This window comes from Flavobacterium sp., assembly GCF_046153165.1.
In the GTDB taxonomy this organism is placed as follows: Bacteria; Bacteroidota; Bacteroidia; order Flavobacteriales; family Flavobacteriaceae; genus Flavobacterium.
Genome location: NZ_JBJXEN010000025.1, coordinates 19,399 through 38,377, shown reverse-complemented (window position 1 = coordinate 38,377; position 18,979 = coordinate 19,399). Strand labels below are relative to the sequence as shown.

20 protein-coding genes and 1 other RNA gene are annotated in these 18,979 nt (G+C 29.8%); 13 read left to right on the top strand and 8 right to left on the bottom strand.

Features of this window, described 5'->3' with window-relative positions; all coding sequences use genetic code 11:
- From ACKVOV_RS03725 to ACKVOV_RS03715, 3 genes are read right to left on the bottom strand one after another with little or no spacing between them, the layout of a single operon-like run.
- On the bottom strand, positions 1 to 375 hold the full coding sequence (locus ACKVOV_RS03725) for a TSUP family transporter (RefSeq protein WP_409205427.1): 375 nt from the start codon (positions 373 to 375) through the stop codon (positions 1 to 3).
- Between the two features lie 10 nt (positions 376 to 385).
- A complete protein-coding gene (locus ACKVOV_RS03720; protein WP_409205426.1) occupies positions 386 to 1,270 on the bottom strand; it encodes a lytic transglycosylase domain-containing protein in 885 nt (294 codons plus the stop codon).
- A 37-nt stretch (positions 1,271 to 1,307) separates the two neighbouring features.
- Positions 1,308 to 1,964, bottom strand: a complete 657-nt coding sequence (locus ACKVOV_RS03715; protein WP_409205425.1) for an alpha/beta hydrolase — start codon at positions 1,962 to 1,964, stop codon at positions 1,308 to 1,310.
- Between the two features lie 674 nt (positions 1,965 to 2,638).
- Between ACKVOV_RS03715 and ACKVOV_RS03710 the strand changes: the two genes are divergently transcribed.
- The 3 genes from ACKVOV_RS03710 to ACKVOV_RS03700 all read left to right on the top strand — a co-directional run bounded on the left by ACKVOV_RS03710 (position 2,639) and on the right by ACKVOV_RS03700 (position 4,040).
- Complete coding sequence (locus ACKVOV_RS03710; protein WP_409205450.1) at positions 2,639 to 2,923, top strand: GNAT family N-acetyltransferase; 285 nt, start codon at positions 2,639 to 2,641, stop codon at positions 2,921 to 2,923.
- Positions 2,924 to 2,990: 67 nt separating this feature from the next.
- Positions 2,991 to 3,359, top strand: a complete 369-nt coding sequence (locus tag ACKVOV_RS03705) for a hypothetical protein (protein WP_409205424.1) — start codon at positions 2,991 to 2,993, stop codon at positions 3,357 to 3,359.
- A gap of 78 nt (positions 3,360 to 3,437) precedes the next feature.
- Positions 3,438 to 4,040 carry a T9SS type A sorting domain-containing protein gene (locus ACKVOV_RS03700; RefSeq protein WP_409205423.1) on the top strand — a complete coding sequence of 201 codons (603 nt, stop codon included), beginning with the start codon at positions 3,438 to 3,440 and terminating at the stop codon, positions 4,038 to 4,040.
- A gap of 344 nt (positions 4,041 to 4,384) precedes the next feature.
- Here the strand turns inward: ACKVOV_RS03700 and ACKVOV_RS03695 are convergent, their stop codons facing one another.
- Positions 4,385 to 4,636: a type B 50S ribosomal protein L31 gene (locus tag ACKVOV_RS03695; protein ID WP_395047272.1), complete on the bottom strand. Its 252-nt coding sequence runs from the start codon at positions 4,634 to 4,636 to the stop codon at positions 4,385 to 4,387.
- Between the two features lie 224 nt (positions 4,637 to 4,860).
- Here ACKVOV_RS03695 and ACKVOV_RS03690 point away from each other — a divergent pair, with 224 nt between their 5' ends.
- The 6 genes from ACKVOV_RS03690 to ACKVOV_RS03665 all read left to right on the top strand — a co-directional run bounded on the left by ACKVOV_RS03690 (position 4,861) and on the right by ACKVOV_RS03665 (position 10,958).
- Positions 4,861 to 5,391: a DUF4199 domain-containing protein gene (locus ACKVOV_RS03690; protein ID WP_409205422.1), complete on the top strand. Its 531-nt coding sequence runs from the start codon at positions 4,861 to 4,863 to the stop codon at positions 5,389 to 5,391.
- A complete protein-coding gene (locus ACKVOV_RS03685; RefSeq protein ID WP_409205421.1) occupies positions 5,391 to 6,350 on the top strand; it encodes a glycosyltransferase family 2 protein in 960 nt (319 codons plus the stop codon). Before ACKVOV_RS03690 ends, ACKVOV_RS03685 begins: the two co-directional genes overlap by 1 nt.
- 151 nt (positions 6,351 to 6,501) lie before the next feature.
- Complete coding sequence (locus ACKVOV_RS03680) at positions 6,502 to 8,229, top strand: phospho-sugar mutase (RefSeq protein ID WP_409205420.1); 1,728 nt, start codon at positions 6,502 to 6,504, stop codon at positions 8,227 to 8,229.
- Entirely contained in the window at positions 8,229 to 10,058 is a 1,830-nt protein-coding gene (locus ACKVOV_RS03675) for an ABC transporter ATP-binding protein (RefSeq protein ID WP_409205419.1), read from the top strand. The genes ACKVOV_RS03680 and ACKVOV_RS03675 overlap by 1 nt, the downstream gene beginning before the upstream one ends.
- An 18-nt stretch (positions 10,059 to 10,076) precedes the next feature.
- On the top strand, positions 10,077 to 10,256 hold the full coding sequence (locus ACKVOV_RS03670) for a hypothetical protein (RefSeq protein ID WP_409205418.1): 180 nt from the start codon (positions 10,077 to 10,079) through the stop codon (positions 10,254 to 10,256).
- Positions 10,257 to 10,958, top strand: coding sequence for a hypothetical protein (locus ACKVOV_RS03665; RefSeq protein WP_409205417.1), 702 nt, complete (start codon positions 10,257 to 10,259; stop codon positions 10,956 to 10,958).
- A 23-nt stretch (positions 10,959 to 10,981) separates the two neighbouring features.
- Here ACKVOV_RS03665 and ACKVOV_RS03660 read toward each other — a convergent pair whose 3' ends face one another.
- The 4 genes from ACKVOV_RS03660 to ACKVOV_RS03645 are packed head-to-tail and all read right to left on the bottom strand — an operon-like array spanning position 10,982 to position 16,388.
- Positions 10,982 to 11,458 carry an MlaD family protein gene (locus ACKVOV_RS03660; RefSeq protein ID WP_409205416.1) on the bottom strand — a complete coding sequence of 159 codons (477 nt, stop codon included), beginning with the start codon at positions 11,456 to 11,458 and terminating at the stop codon, positions 10,982 to 10,984.
- A gap of 9 nt (positions 11,459 to 11,467) precedes the next feature.
- Positions 11,468 to 12,196 (bottom strand): hypothetical protein, encoded by a 729-nt coding sequence (locus tag ACKVOV_RS03655; protein ID WP_409205415.1) that lies wholly within the window; start codon positions 12,194 to 12,196, stop codon positions 11,468 to 11,470.
- Positions 12,197 to 12,233: 37 nt separating this feature from the next.
- A complete protein-coding gene (locus tag ACKVOV_RS03650) occupies positions 12,234 to 14,690 on the bottom strand; it encodes a carboxypeptidase-like regulatory domain-containing protein (protein ID WP_409205414.1) in 2,457 nt (818 codons plus the stop codon).
- Between the two features lie 6 nt (positions 14,691 to 14,696).
- Positions 14,697 to 16,388 carry a M23 family metallopeptidase gene (locus ACKVOV_RS03645; RefSeq protein ID WP_409205413.1) on the bottom strand — a complete coding sequence of 564 codons (1,692 nt, stop codon included), beginning with the start codon at positions 16,386 to 16,388 and terminating at the stop codon, positions 14,697 to 14,699.
- A 188-nt stretch (positions 16,389 to 16,576) separates the two neighbouring features.
- Between ACKVOV_RS03645 and ACKVOV_RS03640 the strand changes: the two genes are divergently transcribed.
- The 4 genes from ACKVOV_RS03640 (at position 16,577) to rny (ending at position 18,939) form a co-directional block, all read left to right on the top strand.
- Positions 16,577 to 16,867 (top strand): hypothetical protein, encoded by a 291-nt coding sequence (locus ACKVOV_RS03640; protein ID WP_409205412.1) that lies wholly within the window; start codon positions 16,577 to 16,579, stop codon positions 16,865 to 16,867.
- A gap of 8 nt (positions 16,868 to 16,875) precedes the next feature.
- Positions 16,876 to 17,169: a cell division protein ZapA gene (locus ACKVOV_RS03635; RefSeq protein WP_409205411.1), complete on the top strand. Its 294-nt coding sequence runs from the start codon at positions 16,876 to 16,878 to the stop codon at positions 17,167 to 17,169.
- Between the two features lie 52 nt (positions 17,170 to 17,221).
- Positions 17,222 to 17,328: non-coding RNA, 6S RNA (ssrS, locus tag ACKVOV_RS03630), on the top strand.
- Positions 17,329 to 17,376: 48 nt separating this feature from the next.
- Positions 17,377 to 18,939, top strand: coding sequence for a ribonuclease Y (gene rny, locus ACKVOV_RS03625; protein WP_409205410.1), 1,563 nt, complete (start codon positions 17,377 to 17,379; stop codon positions 18,937 to 18,939).
- Positions 18,940 to 18,979 lie beyond the last annotated feature (40 nt).

Below are 18,979 nucleotides of genomic sequence, written 5' to 3'. Positions count from 1 at the left end.
TTATTTTTCTAATAGCATTTTTCCTGCAATAAATAGAAGTACTATACTAAATATTTTTTTTAGCATTTTTTGATCTAAACTTAATGCTAACTTACTTCCAAAAAAACTACCCACAAAGAAAAATATTGCAATTACAATTGCATATTTCCAATTTATATATCCTTCTTTATAATAATTAAAAACCGCTATAGCAGTAACTGGAGCCAGCAATACTGCTAAACTTGTTCCTTGCGCTTGAAACTGATTAAATCCTAAAAATAAAACCAATAGAGGCACCATTATAATTCCCCCTCCTATTCCAACTAATCCGCTGAGAATCCCTGCTAATAAACCAATTATAATTAATGATATTATTGTTGTTATCATACTTTTCATCTATCTAGATTTAGTATCCTTCAGTAGGAATTTCTATTTCGTATTTTTTGTTTTTTGGATTATCTAATTTCTTGTCTCTAAGCCATGGATTATGGTATTTCAAAGTTTTATAATTAATCCCTTGGCTCTTTGCAAACAAAGCCAGATTATTGATTGTAGTGTCTACTTCTATTTTACGGGTTAGTATTTTTTGATATAATTTATCTTTTTGAATATCAAAACCATATAGTATCGGATTTTTCATAATTTCTTTTAATGCTAAAATCCTAAAAACATATCTCGAAGTTTCATCATTTAATAATAAATCGTAATAATTATTAACTTGCTGAAACTCCATTTGACTTGATATTCCAGACATTCCTCCGTTGTATGATGCTGCAGCAAGTGTCCAAGATCCTAATTTTTCTTTAGCCGAAAGTAAATATTTACAAGCAGCTTCGGTCGATTTTTCGAGATGATAACGTTCATCTACAGTTTCAGAAACCTCTATACCTTTTTCACGAGCTGTTTCAGGCATAAATTGCCAAACACCACGAGCTCCGGCAGGAGAAACTGCATTAACAAGAGAGCTTTCTATCACAGCTAAATATTTAAAATCGTCTGGAACATTATATTTCGCCAAAATAGGCTCAATAATTGGAAAAACCTTGTTGGCTCTTTTTAATATTAGTATTGTAGAAGAATGCAAATTCTCATTTATCAGCAATTCCCTATCCATTCTCTCTCGGACGTCATAAATTTGCAACGGTGTTTTCTCAGATGCAAAATCTATTTCGCTAGGAAAATTATTATTTATTCCAATACTTAAGTTTCTATTATATGTTGTTGCAAAGATTAGGAATCCACTTGCTAAAATAATTGCAAAAACAATTACTATCTTTTTTATAATTTTCATGTTTTGTGTGTATGAAGTGAAATTATCAATATAATTTTTATTTCAGGATTATTTCAGGTAAATTCTCGTTAAACCATTTGTATCTGTTTACAATCATAATATGAGTTCCCGCTTTCACATTGATAAAATCTTTAATATTCTGAACAGGAAAAACACTATCGTTATCTCCATGAATGTGAATTACGTTATTGTCTACAATTGTTCTTTCCCAACATACAACTTGTTCGATAGCCCAATCTAAATAAACTTTATCGCTCATGGTGAGATATTTTTTATACATCTTTAATCTTTCTTTAATCATTGTTCCAAAAGCATATTTTGCAAGTGCATCAACATTTGAAAGTAAACTTGTTGGAATTAATTTATATGCCTTAGTAGTTCTGGCAATTTTCATTCGGCTTGGTAATTCTTTATTAGATTTTACACTCGAAATAATAATTATTTTTCTTAACTCTAAAAATTGAGCCATTTCCTGAACTAAAATACCCCCAAAAGAAACTCCTATTAGAACTGCTTTATTATGTTTTACAAATTTAGACATACGCTCAGCGTAATTCTTCAACGTTTCCGCCTTTTCGGGCATTATCCAATCAAGTAGATGAATTTCGAAAATTTCTTCAGGCAATTTTATTTTTTCAAAAATAGTAGAACTAGCAGCCAAACCAGGCATAAAATAAACGTTAATTTTTGACATAAGTTATTTTATCTAAATAAAAATATAATATAGGTAAGCTTTACCGAAATTTCTATAAAAATAAATATTTACAATCACAATTATACAAAACACAAGTTATTTTACAATTAATTTATGATAAAACACTTCCTAAATAAATCTAATTTTAAATTGTTAGTAAAAGGATTATTACTTTTACTAACAATTTATTTCTATTGAAGGTAGGATTGAAAAATGAGAGGAATATATAAAATTAATAATGATAAGTTTAGACGAACTTCAAGCAGTGAACACCTATAAAAAAACTTCGGCTTTAGATGTTTTAAGAAAAGAATGATGTACAAGCCAATATATGAGGAAAATTATTTGATATTGACCATCAAATGAATATCTTTGTAGGATATGTTTTTCCTATCATAGGAACAACTAAAATTTATTTTTAGTTTACAAACAAACTTCTTTAAATTTTAAGAATGTTTGGGAAATATAAAGTGTTTTTATATTCTTCAAACATTAAAAAAATAATTGTGTTTAGCTTTTTTTGATTGATGGAAAAATTGAAGTCGACAATCAAATTTTATCAAAAAAAGATGCAATAACTAATTGCAAATTTTAATATTAATGTGACTAAAAAAATCGACCATATTACTAATTCAAGTCCCAAATAAATTAAAATTATGGAAACACAAACTAACATGGAAATTAAAGACAATACATTTTCTAGACAATTTGAAACTTTAGTAAATGGAGAACTTATTTCTGTTGAATATTCTTTTCAAGAAAAGAAAATATTCTTAACACGTTTAAATGTTCCTGAAAATTTTACTGACGAAGATTTTATTTCCGATTTTTTAAAAAATATCATGGCAATTGCCATAGAACGAAAATTAAAAGTCGTACCTATTTTACCTAAAATTGTATTATTCTTTAAGAAAAACCCTATTTACAAAGATTTACTTCCTCCAGGAATTAGATTATAAATAATATTAAAAGCCATCTCTATTTCTGAAATGGCTTTTTTTTTACAAAAAAATATATCTTTATAGCATGACTTCAGAGGAAACAAATCTAAAAATAATCCACTTTTTCGAAAACATCGAAAAATACTATGGTTGCAAAACTGAAATTACAGAAGGTTTATATTGCATATCAGATAGTAACATCATAGAGCTAGAAAATCAAAAAATTAATGCCGATTTAACCACATGGAATCTATCTGAATTCATACTCATTCGTTCTGCTTATAGGAATAATGGGGAACGATTTATGTTTGAAGGTGACAAAATGTACTTCGAAATTTCTGCTAAAAATATTATTAATTTAGAAGAACCTGGTAGGAATAAGTTTGAGTTTTTAGAGCAATATAGTGAAACAGTTTATAGAATTACTAAAATTCGGTTTCATTATAAGTATTAATATTTTCTTAACATAAAAAAATCGTTTTCTTATGTTAAGAAAAACTACTTTTGCACCCATTTTAAAAAAATTTAAACTATGAAAAAAAATTATTATTTCATCATCCTTTCTTTTATTATTTCTATCAGTACTAATTCGCAAACAATTTGTGGAATTGTAAATGAAAATCAAAGTTTAACTCTGACTGCTCCTGCAGGACAAGTAATTACTTCAATAGATTTTGCAAGTTATGGCACACCAACTGGTTCTTGTGCTACAAATGATTTAGCTATTTCAGGTTGTCATTCTAACACTAGTAAATCTAAAGTTGAAGCCTTAGCATTAGGGAATAATTCATTTACTATCGCTGCTACAAACACTGTTTTTGGTGATCCTTGTAGTGGTACTGTAAAAAAATTAGCCGTTAAAGCTAGTTATGGAGTATTGGCAAATACTACTTTTTCTATTAATTCGAAAATTAACATCTACCCTAATCCTGTAAAAAACATTGTTACAATAGACTATAATTTTTTAAATTTTGCTAATTTAGAAATAATAGATTCTGTTGGAAGATTAGTTAGTACTAGTAAACTAAACAATAATTCAAATAAAATTGACATTAGTAATTTAAGCAATGGCACATATATATTTAAAATTATTTCTGAAGAAGGAATAGGAATAAATAGAATTATTAAAAACTAAATCCAAATTAGTATAAAACCTATTTGTTTAACAAAAAAGGCAGAATACATTTCATGAAATGTATTCTGCCTTTTTTGTTAATACTTTTTAAAACTCAAAACTACCTAGTAATCTCAAATCCCATAAATCAATTTTATGTAAATTCTTTAGTGTTTTTATTTGACACCTTTTTTTATAAATACACGAAATATCTATTCCCTTAATTTGTGTTTACTATTTTAAAAAGACTATCGACTAACTCAAAGGCTTTAATAAAAACTCAGCTCCGTCTTTATTTTTAAAATAAAGCAATAAAAAAACCTTCCAAATTGGAAGGTTTTTTTTGTATAGTGACAAACAAGTTATTATTTAACGTGTTTAGCGTATTTAGTTTTAAATTTATCAATACGTCCTGCAGTATCAATAAGTTTAGATTTACCTGTGTAAAATGGGTGAGAAGTTCTAGAGATCTCCATTTTAAATACTGGATATTCAACACCTTCGTGTGTAATTGTTTCTTTAGTTTCTACTGTAGATTTTGAGATAAAAACATCTTCATTAGACATGTCTTTAAATGCAACTAATCTGTAATTTTCTGGGTGAATTCCTTTTTTCATGGTAATCTTTTTATTGATGGCTGTGTTTTATTTTGCTGCTTTTTATTAAAAAAAGGTATAAACGGAACACAACTTTTTGTTGATAATTTTATTTATTTCAGAGTGCAAATGTACAACTATTTTTTAAAAATCAAATGATTGTGTAACTTTTTTTCATTTGAAGTAACTAATTGTATGTATTGTATAATTCTTATATTTGTAAATTAATTTAAAAGAAACTAATCATGAATGAAATAGTCAAAAAAAACGGAATCACCTACGGAATAATAACTGGTATACTTTCTATACTTATCACTACATTAATATACATTATTGATTTAAAATTATTTACTTCTTTATGGCTTGGTTTTTCAACTATTGCTATGTATATAATTATTGGTGTTATTTTGTTGTCAAAAACTAGAAAAGAATTAAAAGGTGTATTAACTTTTAAAGAAGCTTTTACAACATATTTTATTTCGGCAGTAATTGCAATACTAATTTCTGTTGTTTTCAACATCGTTTTATTCAATTTTATTGACCCGTCAGCAAAAGCTACTATAAAGGAGTTGACTATGAAATATACTGTTGAAATGCTACAAAAATTCAATACTCCAGCATCGGCAATTAATGAAACCATTAAATCTTTAGAAGAAAATGACCAGTTTTCAATTTCAAAATTATTACAAGGTTCAATCTTTAGTATTATAGTTAGTGCAATATTTGGTCTAATACTTGCTGCATTTTTTAAAACTAAATCATCATTCCCACAATAGTGAATATATCTATCATAATTCCTTTACTGAACGAACAAGAATCGTTACCAGAACTAACCTCATGGATTGAAAAAGTCATGTCTGAAAATAACTTCTCTTATGAAGTTATTTTCATAGATGATGGTAGCACCGATGATTCTTGGAATACTATAAGCCAGTTATCTAATTTAAATTCTAATATAAAAGGAATTCATTTTTTAAGAAACTACGGAAAATCACAGGCTTTACACGCCGGTTTTGCAAAAGCGCAAGGTGACGTTATTATCACTATGGATGCCGATTTGCAAGACAGTCCTGACGAAATTCCTGGATTATACAATATGATTGTAAATGACAATTATGACTTGGTTTCAGGATGGAAAAAGAAACGTTACGACAACGCAGTCACTAAAAATTTGCCGTCAAAATTATTTAATGCCGCAGCTAGAAAAACTTCGGGTGTGCAACTCAATGACTTTAATTGCGGATTGAAAGCATATAAAAATATTGTTATAAAAAATATTGAAGTTTCGGGCGAAATGCACCGATACATTCCTGTTTTGGCGAAAAACGCAGGTTTTAGCAAAATAGGCGAAAAAGTAGTAATTCACCAAGCTAGAAAATATGGAGAATCTAAATTTGGAATGAGTCGTTTTTTAAATGGTTTTCTATATATAATAACAATTTGGTTCTTATCTAAATTTGGCAAAAGACCTATGCATCTTTTTGGTGCTTTGGGAACAGTTATGTTTCTAATAGGATTTTTATCAGCTGGTTATATTGGAATTTCGAAACTTATAAAGTTGCTTTATTTACATGAAGATACTATTTTAGTAACCGATAATCCTTGGTTTTATATCGCATTAACTACTATGATTATTGGAACTCAATTATTTCTTGCAGGTTTTCTTGGAGAAATAATTTTAAGAACAAAAAACAACGAAGAAAGATATAAAGTTTCGACAGAAATAAATTTATAAAATTAAGGTTTAATTAAACGACTATTAGCCCCGATTGAAACGAAAATCCTTTTATTTTTTCCTTTAAAAAAGAAAAGATTGAAGTGTAAAGCGGGAAATAGCTCCTAAAAAAAGCTCTTCGACAAACTCAGAGTGACATAAAAAATAAAAAATGCACATACCACAAAACATATTAGACGCAGTAAATATTTGGCTTACACCAACATTTGACAGCAAAACACAAGACACGATTAAAGAGATGATGACTTCTTCGCCTAAAGAATTAGAAGATAGTTTTTATAAAAATCTCGAATTTGGTACCGGCGGAATGCGTGGTATTATGGGTGTTGGGACCAACAGAATAAACCAATATACGTTAGGAAAAAATACACAAGGTTTATCAGATTATTTGCATAAATCGTTTCCAAACCAAGAAATAAAAGTAGCCATTGCTTACGATTGTCGTCATAATAGTGATACACTGGCAAAGGTTGTTGCCAATGTTTTTTCAGCAAATGGACTTAAAGTTTTCTTGTTTTCTGATATGAGACCTACTCCTGAATTATCTTTTGCAGTAAAACATTTGGGATGTAAGGCTGGAATTGTACTCACAGCCTCTCATAATCCACCAGAATATAATGGTTACAAAGTGTATTGGGAAGACGGAGGACAACTTGTTCCTCCTTATGATGGCGATATTATTCAGGTTATTGAAGCTTTGAATTATGATCAAATAAAATTTGAAGCCAACGAAAATTTGATTGAATATATTGACATAAAAGTTGACGAAGCTTTTATCAATTCGACTATTGAAAATGCAAGTTTTAATACTTCTGCTGAAGCCAAAGAGAATTTAAAAATTGTATTTACTTCTTTACACGGAACTTCAATAAAATTGATTCCTGACGTCTTAGAAAAAGGCGGATACAAAAATGTACAAATTGTTCCCGAACAAGCAATTCCAGATGGGAATTTTCCAACTGTAAAATCCCCAAATCCAGAAGAACCAGAAGCACTTACTATGGCATTAGCACTGGCTGATAAAACAAATGCTGATATAGTAGTAGGAACCGATCCTGATTCTGACAGATTAGGCGTTGCCGTGAGAAATACCGAAGGTAAACTAGTTTTACTAAACGGAAACCAAACCATGGTTGTTATGACACACTTTTTGTTACAGCAATGGAAAAAACAAAACAAAATTACTGGAACAGAATTTATAGGTTCAACCATAGTTTCTACACCAATGATGCTCGAATTAGCTTCTGCTTATGGTGTAGAATGTAAAGTTGGATTAACTGGTTTTAAATGGATTGCAAAGTTCATTAAAGATTTCCCTAACCAAAAATTTATTGGTGGTGGTGAGGAAAGTTTCGGATTTATGGTGGGTGATGCTGTTCGTGATAAAGATGCCGTTGCTGCCACACTTTTAGTTTGCGAGATTGCAGCTCAAGCCAAAGAGAAAGGAAGTTCGTTATACCAAGAGTTACTTCAAATGTATGTCGATTTTGGTTTTTACAAAGAACATTTAATTTCTATCACCAAAAAAGGAATAGAAGGTTCTAACGAAATTAAACAAATGATGGTTGATTTACGTGAAAATCCTTTGAAAGAAATAAACGGCGAACGTGTGGTATTTATTGAAGATTACCAGAATTCGACCGCCAAGAATTTATTTACCAATGAAATCGAAACATTAAACATTCCCAAATCGAATGTATTAATTTACTATCTTGAAGACGGAAGCAAAATTTGTGCACGCCCAAGCGGAACAGAACCTAAAATTAAATTTTATTTTAGTGTAAATTGCGCTATACAAAACGTTTCGGAAGTTACCGAGGCTGAAAATCATTTAGACAACAAAATAAAAAATATCATTGCTGAAATGCAGTTAAACTAATGGATACAAACCTCTTAAAATTAATTCCTTATACAAAACCATATAAGTCACATATTATTTGGAATGTGATTTATAATATATTGTATGCTTTATTTAGTACAATATCAATGGTAACTATGTTTCCGTTACTAGAAGTTTTATTTAAAACAAACAAAGAAATAAGTCACAAACCTATTTATACTGGTATTGCAAACGTTACGAGTTATAGCAAAGAATTACTGTTTTACCATATTTCAAATCTTAATAGAGAGCATGGTCCGCAATATGCATTATTACTTGCAGTTGGGTTAGTTATTACCACATTTTTATTCAAAAATTTATTCAATTATCTTGCTTCTTACCACATTATGCATCTTAAAAATGGTGTGCTTCGTGATTTAAGAAAAAATATGTTTGACAAAATTATCGAATTACCATTATCTTACTATTCCGAAAAAAGAAAAGGTGACGTTATGGCAAGAATGTTGGGCGACGTGGGCGAAGTACAAAATTCTTTTTTTTCAATATTAGAATTAATAGTAAAAGAGCCTCTTACTATTGTATTTGCAATAGTTGCAATGCTTAACATTAGTGTCAAACTAACTTTATTTGTTTTTATATTTATTCCGATATCTGGTTTTGTAATATCTAAAATTGGTAAAAACTTAAAATCAAAATCGACCCTTGCACAACAAGAAAGCGGACACTTAATATCTATCGTTGAAGAAAGTTTAAGTGGACTAAAAGTAGTAAAAAGCTATAATGCGGAAGGAACATTCAAAAAGCGTTTTGGAGATTCTGTAAATCGTCTTTTAAAATTATCAAATAGTATTGGAAACAAAAACAACTTAGCTTCGCCCATGAGTGAATTTATGGGAATTCTTACCATTGCAGTTTTATTATGGTATGGAGGAAATCTAGTTTTAGTTGATAAAACACTGGAAGGATCTTTGTTTTTAGTTTATATGTTATTGGCTTATAACATACTTACACCAGCAAAATCGATATCTAAAGCATCTTATGCTGTAAAAAATGGATTGGCTGCTGCCCAACGTGTTTTTGAAGTTTTAGAAACTGAAAATACAATAACAAACAAAGAAAATGCTATTGATAAAAATACTTTTGAAGACAAAATTGAAATTAAAAACATCAACTTCCGTTATGAGGAAGAAAATGTATTAAAGAACTTTACAATTACAGTTCCGAAAGGAAAAACTATTGCTTTGGTTGGACAATCTGGTTCCGGAAAAAGTACGATTGCTAATTTATTAACTCGTTTTTACGATGTAAATGAAGGAAATATAACTATTGATGGTATTGATATAAAAGACATGAAACTCGAATCACTTCGTGGTTTGATGGGATTGGTTACTCAAGATTCAATCCTTTTTAACGATACAATAAAAAACAATATTCTTTTAGGTAAAGAAAATGCTACTGATGACGAAGTTATAGAAGCACTAAAAATTGCAAATGCTTATGAGTTTGTAATGAATTTGCCAAACGGAATCGAAACCAATATTGGAGATGCTGGAAACAAACTCTCTGGCGGACAAAAACAACGTTTATCTATTGCTCGTGCTGTGCTAAAAAATCCTCCAATTATGATTTTGGACGAAGCTACCTCAGCATTAGACACCGAAAGTGAAAAATTTGTTCAAATTGCATTAGAAAACATGATGCAAAACAGAACCTCAATTGTTATTGCACATAGGTTATCTACCATTCAAAAAGCAGATAATATTATTGTTATGAAAAAAGGAGAAATTGTAGAACAAGGAACCCATACGGAACTTTTAGCACTAAACGGAACTTATTCTAACTTGGTTACAATGCAAAGTTTTGAATAGATTTTAAAAATAAATATTATGAAAAGAGAATATTTTGGAATGTTATTTATAATTGGTTCTGTAGCATTAATATTTTTAGCAGAATATTTTTTTGGTGAGGCCAAAGTAATGGATAATTTAAGCCGATTTATTGTCATATGGATTATGATTGCTTTTCAAGTTGGTCAGTATTCTATGAGATTTCCTAAATGGAGATAAATGTATATAAACCATAACAATATTAACCTTCCTGAAAATCCAGATACTATCGTTTGGAAATACTTAGACTTGTCTAAATTTTTGGATTTATTATTGTCGCAAAAAATGTTTATGTCTCGTTCGGATAAGTTCGAAGATCAATACGAAGGCACATTTAGCGAACCTACTTTTGAAGAAATTAAGAAAATCGCAGCAAATAATCCTGAATTTTTAGATTATTACAAATCACATCGCGAGAAAGTTGCCATTAGTAGCTGGCATACAAACGAATATGAGAGTTTTGCAATGTGGCAAATTTTTACCAAAAACCAAGAAGGTTTAGCCATACAATCGACAATAGGAAGATTAAAAGAAGCTTTACAACCCGAAAAACATACAAATCAATTTATAGGAGAAGTAAATTATATCGATTACAAAAAAGAATACATACCGTTTGATGATAATTTTTTTCCTTTCTTATTTAAACGAAAAAGTTTTCAGTACGAACGTGAAGTTAGAATTATTACCGATGTTACGGAACAAAATATTTCGATAAACGATGGACTTAAAATTAATGTAGATATTAATGCATTAATCGAAAAAATATATATTCACCCAAAATCTGAAAACTGGTACAAAAAACTAGTTATCGAATTAGTAACCCAATTAGGTTTCGATTTTGAAATTGAAAAATCTGATTTAGAAAGTGATATTTTGATTTAGGATTTTAGCCAAGTACTATATTATTACCTTTTGTTTTGATTTTCAAGATTTTTATTCAATTTTTTTAATTCTTTTAAAATCGAATCATTTTTATCAGTTCCAGTAATTTTTTCTATTAAGCTTTTGAAGTTAAAATTTACAGAATCATTTAAAAATATTTCTTTTTCATTAAATAACAAAACCGTGTCATTTTCTGCAATCATTTCTATATTCTTACCAAGTTTTATATTAATTATTTTTGGATCTAGTAATCCAAAATTTTCAATATTAAATTTTGTATCAATTGGCAGTTTTAAATTATTTTGAATATTTGCATTTATAATTATCTGACCTTGATTATTGAGATTTATATTTTTAATTTGACCGATTTCAATTCCATTTATACATAATTTAGATTTTTCTGTAAGTCCTTCTCCATTTTCAGCTTTAAGGGTAATTGACTTAGTTTTTGAGCAGGAACTTAAAATGCAAATTGTTAACACCAATATAACTTTTCTCATTTCTTATATTTAGTTTATCGGCGAATACTCTTCTACTTTCCAATCCTTATTTTGCAAGTTCACAAAATGATAATGTACTTTGTCGGTCTTATCGAAAGCACCATTTTTGTTTATATCTTCGATAGTTCTAAAATACAAATGACTGTTAGATTCAATCAAATTCCAGTCTATCAGTTCTTGAAAATCGGTAGCAATTTTAGTAAATTTATTTCCGCCAATATCACTTAAGTAAATGGTCTTTATATCGCTTGAACTTATTTTTCCATCGTTATTAGTATCCATATCAGCTAATGTATAGACCAATACTTGTTGTTTTGCTTTATCCGAAACTGTTTTTAAATAAGTTACTGTTTGTATAAGCACTGGTTTTTCTGTTAGTAAGTGCAGAGAATCTGAACCTGTTTTCTGAAATTTAAAATTGCTTATATAACCTGTTATTTCGTAATCATTATAATTAGAAACCTTGAAACTTTCATCTTTGTCATAAGATGATGATGAACCTGAATTAAATTTAGAGTTTCCATCAGTCATGCTATATTCTCCCATAGGGTGAATTAAAAAACTAGTTCCTTCCATTTGAATGGGTAAATCGGCAATTTTTATTTGCGTCGAATCCTTCTTTACAGGTGCAACAACAGCTTTTGCATCTTCATAAATTACCTTTGGTTTTTTAGATTCTTCTTTGCAACTTACTAATAGGATTAGTATTGGGAAAATATATTTTGAGAGCTTTTTCATACTTAAAAATTTATATCAAATATAAGGTTTTTTTAAATTACAACTTTACATTCAGTTTCAAACTAAATACACGAGTTGTCAAATAATTAGGAACACCATATTGTGATTTTGTATATACATCACGAACCCAAGTGTTTGTAATAGCATTTTGGTTATTAAACATATTAAAAATCTCTAATCCGATGGATAAATCTTTAAATTTTTTAAGCCAATGTCCTTCTTCTTTGGCTCTTGCTCTATCTGTAAACACATATGAAAAACCCAAATCAGCACGACGATAATCACGCAAACGCAGCTGGTAATCGTAAGGATCTGCATATGATGGCGAACCACCTGGCAAACCCGTATTATAAACTAAATTTAAATACATTTTAAATGTTGGAATATTAGGCACATAATCCTGAAATAGGATTCCAAACTTCAATCGTTGGTCTGTTGGTCTTGCAATATAACCACGATTATCTATATTTTCTTCCGTTTTTAGATACCCAAAACTTAACCAAGACTCTGTTCCATGTACAAACTCTCCATTTAATCTTAAATCTAATCCTTGTGCATAAGCTACAGCATTATTATCGGCTTCATATCTTATTCTCACATTGTCTAATGTGTAAGGATTTACATTGGTTAATGATTTATAATACGCTTCAGTAACTAGTTTAAACGGTCGGTTCCACATCTTAAAACTATAATCATTTCCTATCACGATGTGTACCGATTGTTGTGCTTTTACATTAGGAACAACCTGACCATCGGCATTTCGTAATTCCCTATAAAATGGTGGTTGATGATATAATCCGCCTGAAATCCTGAACAACATATCTTTATCCCAATCAGGTTTTATAGCAAATTGAGCTCTAGGACTAAATGTTATTTGACTTTTCCCTAAAATATTTTCACCACTTACTTGCCACTCATGAGCACGAACTCCAATATTAGTAAAAATATCGTTAGTTCCCCATTTAGAACGTCGGTTCCATTGCACATAACCTGAAAATCTAGAAATATTTACATAATTTGTGGCTCTCACATTATGATAAGGTACGAGTGGTCCGTAATATGGATTATATGGTTGTTCGTTTCTTGGTTCTATATGAGGTGGATTTATAGAAAATCCAGCCGAATCTATCACTTCCCATTCTATTAATCGATCACGAATACTTTCACGAGTGTATTTAATTCCCCACTCTATTTGATCTTCATTTTTTTTATGAAACCCTTTGAGTTCAGTATTTACAATTACAGCATCTAAATCGTTTCGAGCATGTGTTAATTGAGAACCTATTGCTTGCGAAAAATTGACATCTCCAAAAGTATCCGAACCTAAATTAGAGTCTACTTCTCCCAATCGATATTGAGCCAAAATATCAAAATATTCTTGTTCGGTAGTGTGGTAAGCTGATGTTATTAATTTCAAATTAAAATTATCATTTACTGTATAAGTAGTTTTAAAAGCACCAAAAAGTGTATTATATCTGTCTTTTTCCTGACCTTCATAAGCAACTAAAAGCGCTACAGGCTCACTAATTGTTCCAAAATTTGTTTGACGTGTTAATGGAATATAATCATATTTATTCTGAGCAATATTACCCAAAAATCCAAACTGCCATTTTGTATTGGGCGTAAATGTAATGTAAGATTGTACATCTAGAAATCGTGGTTTAAAATTAGTTTCTGTTTCTTGACTTTTAACCAAAAGTGCATTATCTCGATATCTAACACCTGTTATTGATGTCCATTTTTGGTTTTTTGACGCTGTCTCTACTGCCATACTTCCTCCAAGGAAGCTAGCTTCGAGTGAAGTCCCAAATTTTGTAGGTCGACGATATGTTATATCTAAAACCGATGATAATTTATCTCCATATTTTGCTTGAAAACCACCTGCTGAGAAATCGATATTCTGAACCAAATCGGTATTAGTAAAACTCAAGCCTTCTTGTTGTCCTGAGCGAACTAAGAAAGGACGATAAACTTCGACTTCATTTACATAGACTAAATTTTCATCATAATTTCCACCACGAACTGCATATTGTGTGCTCAATTCGTTGTTAGAATAAACACCTGGTAATGTTTTCAAAATATTTTCGACACCTGCATTCGCTCCAGGAATTAGTCTAACTGCTTTAGGCGAAATTGTGATTATACCTTCTACCCTTTTTCGACTATTATTTGTGATAATTACTTCACCTATTTGTTCCACATTATTTTTTAGAACAATATTAAACTCGTAATCTTCATTAGATTTTAATTCTATTGAAACTACTGCAGCTTTTAGCGATATATGCGAAAATTTTAAGTTCGATTTCACATTGGAAGGAATCGTTAAACTGTAAAAACCATTTGTATTTGTAGTCGTTTTATTTTCTTGAAATGTAACATTTACCCCATCAATAGGTTGGTTATTTTCGTCAAGAATTATACCTTTTACTCTTGCGGTTTGAGCAAAAGCAAACAGAGTAAAAATGAATAAAAGTAGTGTGAATTTAGTCTTCAAAATTTTTTATTTTGTTTTATTAAAATTGGATTCAAAAGTAGTAGAATTTCCTAAATTATCTTTTACAATAATTTTAAATTCATTTTTACCGTTTATATATACATTATCAGACAAATTATGAGTTAGTCTTTTTAGTTTGCTTTCATATTCCATAAGAATCCATTCTCCGTTTAAATAAGCATTGTATGATGCAATTCCTGAAAGATCATCAGAAATAGAAACTTTTAATGTTTGCTGATTATCTAAATTTGCACCATCAGAAAAATTAGGTTTGTATATAAGTGGTGCAATTGTATCTTTCGCTAAAAAGAATTTTCCTAATTTTTTAGTTTTAATAGAAAACAAACTATCATTTTTCAAGGTTGTATTATATTCTGTTCTGGCACCATCTAAATTGGCAATAAACATTTTTTCTCTATTTGGAACAGGAATTTTTGTAATATCAAAAGTGATTGTCATATTTTCATTTACAGCAACAGAATCATCATGAAGAAAAAGTTCATTATTATTTACATCAAACTTTAAATAAAAATCTTCATAAAAAGTGTTTGCTGGAATAAATACTGAAATTCCATCTTTTGTATAACTATTCTCATTACGTGCTTTAAGAAAATACGGCGTTTTTATAACTTGGCTAGTTTGTTCTAATGGTAAGTTAGCGAACGAAATAGGTATGTTTACAATAGTTTCATTGCCATGAAAATCATGTAAAACGATTTTATAATTCATAGTAAAATTTGAAGAAACATCGACGATTCCGTTATTTTTAGTGCTTTTTATAATATTATTTGCATATATATAACCCACAAAAAGTTTCTGAAAACGTTGATTTTGAATTTTGTATCTAGGATAATCTATAAAATCATTAATGTGTTTTGTTTCATCAAACGAAAAAGAATCAAACTCATAGTTATAGTATGGCGTTCCGTTTAGACAAGCATTTAGTTTGTAAACTCCATTTTTACCATAATTATTATCTGAAATATCGTAGGCATTTATTCCAAATCCTATTTTGCCTCTTGCTACAATTTTGCTAGCTAAATAAGTTCCATCTTTTTGTAAAGAAATACTTATAGCCACAGGGTTTGGAGAGCCATTTACTTGAGATGAATCAGATAAAGGGTAAACTAAAATCTCTGTGATTTGTGGTGCCTTTGTATCAATAAAACTGGAATCATATCCAAAAAATAAAGGGTTTATAATTTTTTCTGTTTTAGTATCTCTGACCTCAAAATGCAAATGAGGTCCACCAGAACTTCCCGTATTACCAGAATATGCTATTAAATCTCCTTTCTTAATAGGAATTTCATTTGGCTTAGGAAAAATCTCTATTTCATAACTTTTTTTTGAGTAATGTTCAGCATTTAAAACACTTTGAATTCCTGCAGCGGCTCTTTGCAAGTGACCATATACAGTAGTATAACCGTTGGGATGATCTATATATATAGATTTCCCATAACCGCCAGTAGAAATTTTAATTCTAGAAATAAAACCATCGGCAGTAGCATAAACAGGAAATCCTTCTTTTTTTTGAGTTCTAAAATCGATTCCAGAATGAAAGTGATTTGGTCTTAATTCTCCGAAAGAGCCAGCAATTGCTAAAGGAATATCTAAAGGTGAGCTAAAATAATCTTTAGGGTACTTATCTTGGGCAAAAATGATATTAAAAACAAATAAAAAAACAACTAAAATTCTCATAAAAAAACATTTGTGCTAATATAACAAAATAGTTTTATAAAAATTGTGCTAAAACATATTGATAACACTAACATTCTAAACGATTTATAAATTAAAACCAATAAAATATTATTTTTTTTATGAAAGTTATTGCTATAATTAAATAGGAATAGTAACTTTGTGAAGTTATGTAATGAATTTTTATTGCAATGAGTGAGATTGGAGAAATTGTTGATTCTCTTGAAATTAGGTTTCAAAAGTTTTTAAAAAAGATGGAAGATTTACAAGAAGTAAATCGACTTTTATCAGTGAAACTAGAAGAATCTGAACGATTTATTTTAAATCAAAATCAAGAAATTAAAGCTATAAAAGCTAATTTTGACTCGATAAAAATTACAAATTCATTACTTGGTAGTGACGAATATAAAAGAGATACAAAGCTTAAAATAAATTCATTAATTAGAGAAATAGATTATTGTATTGCACAACTTTCTGATTAGAAAGCATAATGAGTGAAAAACTAAAAATAAAGATATCGATTGCAGACAGAGTTTACCCGCTAACGGTAAATCCTAGTCAAGAGGAAGGATTAAGAAGTGCTTCTAAAAAAATTGATGCTATGATAAAGCAGTTCGAACAAAATTATGAAGTGCGAGACAAACAAGATGTTTTGGCCATGTGTGCCTTACAATTTGCTTCTCAAGTAGAACAAAAACAAATTGACAAGTCGACAATAGAGGAAAATACTATGCTGAAACTTGAAAAATTAAATGAATTATTAGGCGAATATCTAGATAAATAATACGTTCTTTACATAGACTAAAATACTACCTACATTAGTACTTATTTGATAAACTCAACACTAACAAATTAAAATGAGCAAATCATCGTTACTATAGCAAGCCAATTTAGTTTGGAAGCTTGAACAACGAGTTAGCTCAAAACTTGTCAATCCGAGTTTATGCAATACCTCTGATGTAGGTTTTTTTATATATAAACTTAAACAAATATGGACATTTTAACAATAATAATCTCAGCAATTGCTGGAATAGGCGGCGGATTCGGAATATCAAAATTTATAGAAAAAAATAACGTTTCAAACTTAGTAAAAAACGCTAAAAAAGAAGCTTCATCTATCTTAAAAGACGCGAATTTAGAAGCCGAAAACATAAAAAAAGATAAAATTCTTCAAGCTAAAGAAAAATTTATCGAACTAAAATCTGAGCATGAACAAGTTATTTTAACTCGTGATCGTAAAGTTGCTGAAGTAGAAAAAAGAATTCGCGATAAAGAATCCCAAATTTCTGGAGAATTGTCTAAAGCGAAAAAAATAAATGACGATTTTGAAGCAAAAACTAACGAGTACAGTACAAAAATTGAAATACTTGAAAAAAAGCAAGTTGAAGTAGAAAAAATGCACAAAAGTCAGTTGCAACAACTGGAAGTGATCTCAGGACTATCTACGGAAGAAGCTAAAAGTCAATTAATTGAAGGATTAAAAGGTGAAGCCAAAACACAAGCAATGGCTCACATACAAGAAACTATTGAAGAGGCTAAACTTACAGCACAACAAGAAGCAAAAAAAATAATTATTAGTACTATACAACGTGTAGGGACCGAAGAAGCCGTAGAAAACTGTGTATCTGTTTTTAACATCGAATCTGATGATGTGAAAGGTAGAATTATTGGTCGTGAAGGTCGTAACATTCGTGCTATTGAAGCTGCTACTGGTGTCGAGATCATTGTAGATGATACTCCAGAAGCAATTATTCTTTCTTGTTTTGACCCAGTTCGTAGAGAAATTGCGCGTTTAGCATTACATAAATTAGTAACTGACGGTCGTATTCACCCAGCTCGTATCGAAGAAGTTGTAGCAAAAACTACAAAACAAATTGATGATGAAATTATCGAAGTTGGAAAACGTACCGTAATTGATTTAGGAATTCATGGTTTACACCCAGAATTGATAAAAGTAGTAGGACGTATGAAATATCGTTCTTCTTACGGACAAAATTTATTACAACACTCGCGAGAAGTTTCTAAACTTTGTGGAATCATGGCGGCTGAACTAGGATTGAATGTAAAACTAGCTAAAAGAGCTGGATTACTTCATGATATAGGAAAAGTTCCAGATGCAGAAAGTGATTTACCTCACGCACTTTTAGGAATGCAGTGGGCAGAGAAATATGGAGAAAAAGAAGAAGTTTGTAACGCTATTGGAGCGCATCATGACGAGATAGAAATGAAATCTTTATTATCTCCTATTGTTCAAGTTTGTGACGCCATTTCTGGAGCAAGACCAGGTGCTCGTCGTCAGGTTTTAGATTCATACATACAACGTCTAAAAGATTTAGAAGAAGTTGCTTATGGGTTTACAGGAGTAAAAAGTGCCTATGCAATCCAAGCTGGTCGTGAGCTACGTGTTATTGTAGAAAGCGAAAAAGTAAGTGATGATAATGCAGCTAACTTATCGTTTGAAATCTCACAAAAAATTCAAACAGAGATGACTTATCCAGGTCAAGTAAAAGTTACAGTTATTAGAGAAACTAGAGCGGTAAATATTGCTAAATAATATTTTTTATCTTATTCATAAAAAAGAGTTCTTGTTAGAA